This is a genomic window from Rhodococcus sp. P3_B8, from assembly GCF_056402775.1.
Genome location: NZ_JBFUGT010000330.1, coordinates 1 through 7,011, shown reverse-complemented (window position 1 = coordinate 7,011; position 7,011 = coordinate 1). Strand labels below are relative to the sequence as shown.

The following is a 7,011-nucleotide window of genomic DNA, read 5'->3' as shown; positions in this document are numbered from 1 at the left end:
GCGGTGGATCCATCCTCTCCGAGCGGACCCGGGAATTGTTGAAGGGCCACACCGTGATCTATCTCGAGATCAGCGTGGCCGAGGGGCTCAAGCGCACGGGGACCAACACCGCGCGCCCCCTTCTCGCCGGTGGCGACCCCCGCCAGAAGTACACCGAGTTGATGCGCAAGCGCCGACCGCTGTACCGACAGGTGGCGTCCATCCGGATACGCACGGACGGGCGGAGCCCCGCCCGCGTGGTGCAGCAGCTGGTGGCGAAACTCGCCGAGTGATGGGCGACCCCGGCGGAACAAAGACATCCGAGAATCTCGGACAAGACGGAGCGGAGCAGCAGACAGTGACCGAACCGGTACGCGTACAGGTGCAGACGGCGAACCCCTACCCGGTCATCATCGGGCGCGGATTGCTCGGCGAGCTGGTGGACGAACTCACCGGCACGAGGACGGTGGCGATCTTCCATCAGCCGCCGCTGGCCGAGACGGCGGAGGCGGTGCGCGCGGCACTCGCCGAGAAGGGAATCGATGCGCACCGCATCGAGATTCCGGACGCGGAGGACGGCAAGGATCTGGCCGTGGCCGGATTCTGCTGGGAGGTCCTCGGCCGCATCGGGCTGACCCGCAGCGACGCCGTGGTCTCCCTGGGCGGCGGCGCGGCCACCGACCTCGCCGGGTTCGTCGCGGCGACGTGGATGCGCGGTGTGCGCGTTGTCCACGTGCCCACGACATTGCTCGCGATGGTGGATGCGGCGGTCGGCGGCAAGACCGGCATCAACACCGAGGCCGGCAAGAACCTGGTGGGCTCGTTCCACGAGCCGTCGGCGGTGCTGATCGACCTGGCGACGCTGGAGACGGTGCCCCGCAACGAGATCGTCGCCGGAATGGCGGAGGTCGTGAAGACCGGCTTCATCGCCGACCCGGTGATCCTGGACCTCATCGAGAAGGATCCCGAAGCCGCCCTGGACCCGACGGGAACCGTTCTGCCCGAACTGATCCGGCGGTCCGTGGAGGTCAAGGCCAAGGTCGTGGCCGCCGATCTGCGCGAATCCGATCTGCGGGAGATCCTGAACTACGGGCACACCCTCGGGCATGCGATCGAGCGGCGTGAGCGCTACCGCTGGCGCCACGGTGCGGCGGTCGCCGTCGGGCTCGTGTTCGCGGCGGAGCTGGGGCGTCTGGCGGGACGCCTGGACGATGCGACGGCGGACCGGCACCGCACCATCCTGGAACTGGTGGGTCTGCCCACCACGTACGACGCGGACGCGTTCGGCCAGTTGGTCGAGGGGATGCAGACCGACAAGAAGAACCGGGCGGGCGTGCTGCGGTTCGTCGTGCTCGACGGGCTCGCGAAGCCGGSACGGCTCGAGGGCCCGGACCCGTCTCTGCTCGTGGCCGCGTACTCCGCGGTGGCGCGGGAGGAGAAGCCGGGCACCGGCGGTGCCGTCCTGCTGTGACGTAGCGGCACGAAGTGAGACGCGGCGGKGTGAGCGAGTGCGCTCACACCGCCGCGTCGTCTGTCGGTGTGGTGAAGCCGAGGCTGTTACTCGCCGCGGCGCTGGTCGTCGGTGGTGCGCTTCCCGAGGTCGACGGGGTCCTGCCACGCGGTGTCCCCACCCTGCGGCTGATCGAGGTCGGACGTGTCCTCGCGGTAGTTGTGCACCGGTTCGAACACGGCCGTGTCGGCGTCGGACCCGGCGTAACCGGTGTCCGCGGTCTGCTCGTAGGCCTGGCCGGGATAGTTCTGTCCGTAGCCCTCGTCGTCGGCGACGGCTGCTGCTGCGGTTCCCCCCGCTGCTGCCCCTGCGGCCGTTCCGGCGCCGCGTGCCGTCGGGTGACGCTCGCCGCGGTCCTTCTCCGTCTTCCTGGACTCGCGGCTGACGAAGAACCGGCCGAGGAACACGGCGAGCATGGCAGGCACGAAGATCAGCAGGACCGTGAACGCGGCCCCGGACGTGATCTCGAAGAAGAACGAGTTCTGGGTGACGTTGAGGGACGGAATCAGGTTGGCCAGCCAGCTCCCCACACCCGCCACGATGCCGCCGAGCAGGGCCGCCTTCAGCCACAGCATCGTCAAGTCGGCGCCGTCCTCCGGCTCGGGGTTCCGGCGACGGTCCCGGATGCCGTCGATGCCGGCCCAGATCAGCGCCACGAACACGACGATCAGCAGTGCGAGCCATCTCAGAGCGGATCCCTGAAGGGGCCACTGTGTGATCGACACACCGAGGATCACACGAACGAAAACATGTATCAGGGCCATGCCGAGGCCGCGTACCACCCACGCATTCATGGGCACAGCGTAACGAGCGGGTTTTCACCCGTGTGGTCTAACCCACACGGCGCGCTCTGAAACCTGTTCTCGCCACCGGACGGGTGCCGTCGATCCGCGCCCTCCGGGCCGCGATTTGCCGGTACGTTTGACGACATGCCTGCTGATCATGGTTCGCGGCGCGCGGCGCTGCGCGCGGCCCTCGCCGCCCGGGATCTCGACGCACTTCTGGTGACGAATCTGGTGAACATCCGCTATCTCACCGGGTTCACCGGATCGAACGCCGCCCTGCTCGTGCACGCCGCCGACGCCGAGGGGGCCGAGGAGCGCACCGTCATCTGCACCGACGGCCGCTACCTCACGCAAGTCGGGGAACAGGTTCCCGATCTGCGGGCCGAGATCGCCCGCGCCAGCGCCGCGCACCTCATCGAATCGGTGGGTCGGCGGAGCCCGTCCTCGCTGGCGTTCGAGAGCCACGTGGTGACGGTGGACGAGTTCGCGGCCTGGTCGGTGCTCGCGCCGGACGCGCGCCTCGATCCCGTTCCGGGTCTCGTCGAGGAACTGCGGATGGTGAAGGACGATTTCGAGGTCGGATTGCTGCGGGCGGCGTGCACGGCCGCCGACTCCGCGCTCGCCGACCTGATCGAACGGGGTGGCCTCCGCCCGGGACGCACCGAGAAGGAGGTGGGCCGGGAACTGGAGGCGCTGATGCTCGCGCACGGCGCCGACGGCATCTCGTTCGAGACCATCGTCGCGGCCGGCGCCAACTCGGCGATCCCGCACCACCGCCCCACCGAGGCGGTCCTCGCCGGCGGCGACTTCGTGAAGCTGGACTTCGGCGCCGAGGTCGGCGGATACCACTCGGACATGACCAGAACGTATGTCCTGGGGCAGGCCGCCGACTGGCAACGGGACGTGTATGCGCTGGTCGCGCGGTCGCAGGAGGCCGGGCGGGACGCGTTGCGCCCGGGCGCCGAGGTGTCCGCCGTGGACGGTGCCGCCCGCCGGGTCATCGAAGACGCGGGCTACGGGGAACTGTTCCTGCACGGGCTCGGACACGGCGTCGGCCTGGAGATCCACGAAGCTCCGGGAATCGGCAAGCTCGGCACCGGTACACTTCTGGACGGTGCGGCGGTGACCGTCGAGCCGGGCGTGTACTTCTCCGGGCGCGGAGGCGTGCGGATCGAGGACACGCTCGTGGTTCGTGAGCAGGGACCGGAGCTGCTCACACTCACCACCAAAGACCTGACTGTCGTGTAGACGGTTTCGACCTTATCGAGGAGACGCGAAGCAAGTGGCTTCCACTAGTGATTTCAAGAACGGCCTGGTCCTGCAGATCGAGGGCCAGCTGTGGACGATCATCGAGTTCCAGCACGTGAAGCCCGGCAAGGGTCCCGCGTTCGTGCGCACCAAGTTGAAGAACGTGCTCTCGGGCAAGGTCGTCGACAAGACGTTCAACGCCGGCGTCAAGGTGGAGACGGCCACGGTCGACCGCCGCGACATGACGTACCTGTACCACGACGGCACCGACTACATCTTCATGGACGGCGACACCTACGACCAGATCTCGATCAGCGAGGCCACCGTCGGCGACGGTGCACGCTTCATGCTCGAGAACATGGCCGTGCAGGTTGCGACGCACGAGGACGTCCCGCTGTTCGTGGAATTGCCCGTCACCGTCGAACTGGTGGTCAAGCACACCGATCCCGGTCTGCAGGGCGACCGCTCCACCGGTGGCACCAAGCCCGCCACCCTCGAGACCGGTGCCGAGATCAACGTGCCGCTGTTCATCAACACCGGTGACAAGCTGAAGGTCGATTCCCGCGACGGCAACTACCTCGGGCGTGTGAATTCCTGAGTGTCCGGTACGCATAAGAAACTCGGCGCACGGCACAAGGCCCGCAAGCGCGCCGTCGATTTCCTCTTCGAGGCCGAGGCGCGAGATCTCGATCCGGTCGATCTCGCCACCGAGCGCGCGGAGCTGTCCGGCAAGGACGACTCCGTGGCGCCGGTTGCTCCGTACACCGTCACCGTGGTGACCGGGGTGGCGGAGAACCTGGACCGCCTCGACGAGGTGATCAGATCCCACCTGCAGGACTGGACGCTGGAGAGGCTGCCCGCCGTCGACCGCGCCATCCTGCGCATCGCCGTGTGGGAGCTGTTCCACGCCACCGACGTGCCTCCGGTCGTGGCCGTGGACGAGGCGGTGGAGCTGGCCAAACAGCTGTCCACCGACGAGTCGCCGGGGTTCGTGAACGGCATCCTCGGTCAGGTCGTGCTGGTGGCGCCGCAGGTGCGGTCGGCTGCGGCCGCGACGTCGCGGCGCACCGAGACCGCCGGCGGCGAGTCGAACGACGCCGGTTCGTAAGTTCGTGTCCCGCTGCGGGCCCGCGACTGCGGGCCCGCAGGTCAGGGGTCCGGGCCTGGCGCAGTCGACGCGCTGATAAGCTGTCCGCGTCAGGCATCCTTTAACGATCCGTCCAGTGAGGCGGAGAAGGAGGTCGTTGTATGCGCGTGCCCGAAGGGTCTCGCCCCGCCGGGGAACCGGCGGATTCAACACCAGAGTCGTCCCCGTCCGTCGAGCCCGCACGCGAGCTGCTGTCCGCAGCCGATGTGGGACGGACCATTGCGCGAATCGCGCACCAGATCATCGAGAAGACCGCGCTGGACGCCGCCGACGGTGACGCGCCGCGGGTCGTCCTGATCGGCATCCCCACCCGGGGCACGACGCTCGCCGCCCGCCTCGCCGCGAAGGTCGAAGAATTCTCCGGGGTGCGCCCATCGGTCGGCTCCCTCGACATCACCCTGTACCGCGACGACCTGCGCACCAAGCCGCACCGTCCCCTCGAACGCACGTCGGTGCCCGAGGGCGGCGTCGACAACACCCTGGTGGTGCTCGTCGACGACGTGCTGTTCTCCGGCCGCACCGTCCGCTCGGCACTCGACGCCCTCCGCGACCTCGGGCGGCCGCGCGCCGTTCAGCTGGCCGTCCTCGTCGACCGGGGCCACCGCGAACTGCCGCTGCGCGCCGACTACGTGGGCAAGAACGTGCCCACCGCCCGCACCGAGGACGTCAAGGTGCTCCTGAGCGAACACGACGGCCGCGACGCGGTCATGATCTCCGGGGGGAAGAGCTAAGTGAAGCACCTGTTGTCGATCGCGGACCTGACACGGGAATCGGCTGTCGAACTCCTCGACGAGGCCGAACGCTTCGAACAGGCCCTCCTCGGACGTGAGGTGCGGAAGCTCCCGACGCTGCGGGGCCGGACGGTCATGACCGTGTTCTTCGAGAACTCGACCCGGACCCGGGTGTCGTTCGAGGTCGCCGGGAAGTGGATGAGCGCGGACGTCATCAACGTCAGCGCCTCGAGTTCGTCGGTGTCCAAGGGTGAATCCCTCCGGGACACGGCGATGACACTGCGCGCGGCCGGCGCCGACGCCCTGATCGTGCGCCACCCCGCCTCGGGTGCGGCCCACCAGATCGCGAAGTGGACCGGGCATCAGGACGACGGCGGGCCGGCGGTCATCAACGCCGGCGACGGTACCCACGAACATCCCACCCAGGCGCTGCTCGACGCGCTCACGCTGCGTCAGCGTCTCGGCGACATCGAGGGCAAGCGCATCGCCATCGTCGGCGACATCCTGCACAGCCGGGTGGCGCGGTCGAATGCACTGCTGCTGTCGATGCTCGGCGCCGAGGTGGTCCTGGTCGCGCCGCCCACGTTGCTCCCCGTGGGGGTGTCCACCTGGCCGGTGTCGGTGGCGCATTCGCTGGACGCGGAGCTTCCCGGCCTCGACGCCGTCCTGATGCTGCGTGTGCAGGCGGAACGGATGAACGGCGGATTCTTCCCGTCCCAGCGGGAGTACTCGATCAATTACGGCCTGTCGGAGAAGCGGCTCGCGCTGCTTCCCGACCACGCGGTGGTGCTGCACCCCGGCCCGATGCTGCGCGGCATGGAGATCGCGTCGGCGGTTGCCGACTCGACGAGGACCGCCGTGCTGCAGCAGGTGACCAACGGTGTGCACATGCGGATGGCGGTGCTGTTCCGGCTGCTGGTCGGAGCGGAGGAAGTTGCGGGATGAGTGGTAGCGGGATGAGTGACAGTGCAGTGACAGGAGAGACAGTGCTCATCAAGAACGTGTTGCTGTACGGCGAGGGCGAACCCACCGACGTGCTGCTCGGGGACGGCGTCATCGCCGCGATCGGTGCGGACGCGGGCGAGGACAGCGGGCCGGACGTCGACGTGATCAACGCGGCGGGGCAGATCCTGCTCCCCGGTTTCGTCGACCTGCACACCCACCTGCGGGAACCCGGCCGCGAGGACACCGAGACCATCGATTCCGGTTCGGCCGCCGCCGCGCTCGGCGGGTACACCGCGGTGTTCGCGATGGCCAACACCAGCCCGGTCGCCGATTCGGTGGTCGTCACCGACCACGTGTGGCGCCGCGGCCAGGAAGTCGGACTCGTCGACGTGCATCCCGTCGGCGCCGTCACCGTCGGGCTCGAGGGCAAGCAGCTCGCCGAGATGGCCACGATGGCGTCGGGGGTCGGCCGGGTGCGGATGTTCTCGGACGACGGCCACTGCGTCTACGACCCGCTGATCATGCGCCGGGCGCTCGAGTACTCGAGCTCGCTCGGGGTGCTCATCGCGCAGCACGCGGAGGAGCCGCGGCTCACCGTCGGCGCCGTCGCACACGAGGGCCCCACCGCCGCCCGGCTCGGGCTCGCGGGCTGGCCGCGCGCCGCCG

Annotated in this window: 9 protein-coding genes; 8 read left to right on the top strand and 1 reads right to left on the bottom strand. The window is 69.0% G+C overall.

Annotated features, from left to right (window positions below):
* Both AC1D1G_RS39195 and aroB read left to right on the top strand, forming a co-directional pair.
* Window positions 1-272: shikimate kinase (locus tag AC1D1G_RS39195; protein WP_477956284.1), on the top strand; the 272-nt coding region annotated here is incomplete at its 5' end.
* A gap of 65 nt (window positions 273-337) precedes the next feature.
* Entirely contained in the window at window positions 338-1,450 is a 1,113-nt protein-coding gene (gene aroB / locus AC1D1G_RS39190; protein WP_477956283.1) for a 3-dehydroquinate synthase, read from the top strand.
* Window positions 1,451-1,536: 86 nt separating this feature from the next.
* Here the strand turns inward: aroB and AC1D1G_RS39185 are convergent, their stop codons facing one another.
* Window positions 1,537-2,283, bottom strand: a complete 747-nt coding sequence (locus AC1D1G_RS39185) for a B-4DMT family transporter (RefSeq protein ID WP_283332340.1) — start codon at window positions 2,281-2,283, stop codon at window positions 1,537-1,539.
* A 135-nt stretch (window positions 2,284-2,418) separates the two neighbouring features.
* On the opposite strand from AC1D1G_RS39185, the gene AC1D1G_RS39180 reads away from it, so the two are divergent.
* The 6 genes from AC1D1G_RS39180 to AC1D1G_RS39155 all read left to right on the top strand — a co-directional run.
* The gene (locus AC1D1G_RS39180; protein ID WP_009480416.1) at window positions 2,419-3,522 is read left to right on the top strand and encodes an aminopeptidase P family protein; all 1,104 of its coding nucleotides are present in this window, start codon (window positions 2,419-2,421) and stop codon (window positions 3,520-3,522) included.
* Window positions 3,523-3,556: 34 nt separating this feature from the next.
* Entirely contained in the window at window positions 3,557-4,120 is a 564-nt protein-coding gene (gene efp, locus AC1D1G_RS39175; protein WP_105421857.1) for an elongation factor P, read from the top strand.
* Entirely contained in the window at window positions 4,121-4,630 is a 510-nt protein-coding gene (nusB, locus tag AC1D1G_RS39170; RefSeq protein WP_009480418.1) for a transcription antitermination factor NusB, read from the top strand. It begins immediately after the preceding gene.
* A 140-nt stretch (window positions 4,631-4,770) separates the two neighbouring features.
* Window positions 4,771-5,400: a bifunctional pyr operon transcriptional regulator/uracil phosphoribosyltransferase PyrR gene (gene pyrR / locus AC1D1G_RS39165; RefSeq protein ID WP_283332341.1), complete on the top strand. Its 630-nt coding sequence runs from the start codon at window positions 4,771-4,773 to the stop codon at window positions 5,398-5,400.
* Entirely contained in the window at window positions 5,401-6,345 is a 945-nt protein-coding gene (locus AC1D1G_RS39160) for an aspartate carbamoyltransferase catalytic subunit (RefSeq protein ID WP_280782175.1), read from the top strand.
* Window positions 6,346-6,356: 11 nt separating this feature from the next.
* Window positions 6,357-7,011, top strand: a 655-nt coding sequence (locus AC1D1G_RS39155; protein ID WP_477956282.1) for an amidohydrolase family protein, incomplete at its 3' end; no start/stop codon positions are given.

Bases quoted from the DNA above. Each gene is read 5' to 3' on its own strand.
- AC1D1G_RS39180 (WP_009480416.1), top strand. From the start codon at position 2,419: ATGCCTGCTGATCATGGTTCGCGGCGCGCGGCGCTGCGCGCGGCCCTC.
- AC1D1G_RS39185 (WP_283332340.1), bottom strand. From the start codon at position 2,283: ATGAATGCGTGGGTGGTACGCGGCCTCGGCATGGCCCTGATACATGTT.
- pyrR (WP_283332341.1), top strand. From the start codon at position 4,771: ATGCGCGTGCCCGAAGGGTCTCGCCCCGCCGGGGAACCGGCGGATTCA.